Below are 1,882 nucleotides of genomic sequence, written 5' to 3'. Positions count from 1 at the left end.
CCTGAAAATCGTATAAAGCGCACACTTTAAGCCCAAGAAACAACCCTACGAGCACGGTTTAGTTGAAAAACCGTGCTTTTTTCTTGCCTTTTTTGCGTGTACGTATTAAGCTTATACGCACACTTTGAAGGGGGGTTTATTCATGGCTAAACCAATAACAGGAAAAACTCACGTCGGCGAACGCCGTGAAAAGCGTCCTAATGGCGATATTTACATCTATGAACGGATTACGGCTTACGACGAAAAGACCAGAAAGACTCATACGGTCAGTCAGAAGCTCAAGGGAAAAATCAAATCGGGAACTCAAGAAATTGTGCCGACTCGTCCGAAAAAACACAAAGGCGAAGGAGGCATTGCCAATGCAACACGTCAGCATACCGGCCTCACGGATATCCTTGAATGGGTGGGCAAGGTTTCCGGCATTGATGATGATGTACGTGCTTCATTCAACGAGGGTGATGCGGCGAAGATGCTTTCTATCGCACGCTACTGGATCGGTTCTGGTGGCAACACGCTGCCGCGCCTTGAGAGTTGGCAGGTGATGCACCCCCTTCCATATCGTGAAGGGATAACTGAAGACGTGTATGGCGACCTGTTTAAGGATGTTGGTCGCGATGAACAAGGCGTTCAGTCCTATTTTTCAGCTCGGGCGTCACGCTTAGGAGAGTCTCCTGTACTGGCGTTTGACTCTACTACTATCTCGACCTACTCTGAAAATCAGTCGGAGGCGCGGCAGGGGTTCAACAAGGATGGCGACGGACTCAATACGATCAAGCTTTTGACCTTATATAGCGTGAAGGGTCGCGAACCAATAGCCTTCGCTAAGCAACCCGGTAATATTCCAGATGTCATATCCATTGAAAACACTCTGACACAGCTCAAGTGTTTCAATCTGGAAAAACCTCTGATCATCACCGATAACGGCTACTACAGCCAGAAGAACATGATGGAGTTCGCCTTGGGCAATGTGAAGTTTCTGACCCTGGTTGATCCAAATATTACCTGGGTCCGGGAGACAGTTGATGAACTCCGTGCAAAGATAGCGGGAATGTCCAGCACCTGTCCGTTCGATCCGTCAATCTGCGGAGCAACTTCGCTCAGAATGCACCAGTTCACCCACGCACGCCAGCGATCACGCAACGGCAAGGTCGCCGGTGAAAAAGAAACGATCTCCCGCCGTCTGTATGTACATGTTTACTATTCACCCGACAATGAAGCCAAGAAAGAACGTGCCTTCCGTAAGGACCTGCTTGAACTAAAAGCGCAAATAGAAGGAGGACAAACCGATTTCACGGAAACCGCGCAAAAGAAAATAGACAAGTACCTGGCTTGTTCCAGGAAGGGGCGTGGGGGGCAGCTGAAGGTGGGATTCAACGACAAAGCCATTGCCGAAGCAAAGAAGTACTTTGGCTATTTCGCCCTTGTTAGCAATCAGGCTATGGACACATTTGCCGCACTTGAAAACTATCGACTACGAGAAAAAATCGAAGAACTCTTTGCTGTACAAAAAGGGAGGCTCGACGGTGCTCGACCACGCACATGGTACCCGGACAATCTGCGCGGAAGACAATTCACACAATTTGTCTCGCTGGGCTATCATTGTTTCCTGAGGAAAAAAATAAAGGAAGTACAGGCCAAGCTCAGGAAAAAAGAACCCGGAAAAACCAAAGCACTTATTGAGCTCGAGAAGAAACTGGAAAACTGGCTTGCGCAACGCTCTCTCGCTCAGATCCTGGATTGGTTCGACTGCATTGAAACCACAAAGGTCCAGACTGTCATGGGCAGCTATAGATGGTCCACCGAATCGGTGGCCAGAGACAGGCTGCTCTTGAAGTACTTGGGAGTGAATACTAAATAGTGTGCGCTTTACCCGATTTTCAGG

At 48.6% G+C, this 1,882-nt stretch carries 1 protein-coding gene; it reads left to right on the top strand.

All coding sequences use genetic code 11. From position 1 onward, the window contains the following. Nucleotides 1-142: 142 nt before the first annotated feature. Nucleotides 143-1,858, top strand: coding sequence for a transposase (locus FCL48_RS24550; RefSeq protein WP_136876723.1), 1,716 nt, complete (start codon nucleotides 143-145; stop codon nucleotides 1,856-1,858). Nucleotides 1,859-1,882 lie beyond the last annotated feature (24 nt).

This window comes from Desulforhopalus sp. IMCC35007 (assembly GCF_005116575.1).
Classification (GTDB): Bacteria; Desulfobacterota; Desulfobulbia; order Desulfobulbales; family Desulfocapsaceae; genus Desulforhopalus_A.
This window is presented reverse-complemented; position numbering and strand designations above follow the sequence as displayed.

Bases quoted from the DNA above. Each gene is read 5' to 3' on its own strand.
- FCL48_RS24550 (WP_136876723.1), top strand. From the start codon at position 143: ATGGCTAAACCAATAACAGGAAAAACTCACGTCGGCGAACGCCGTGAA.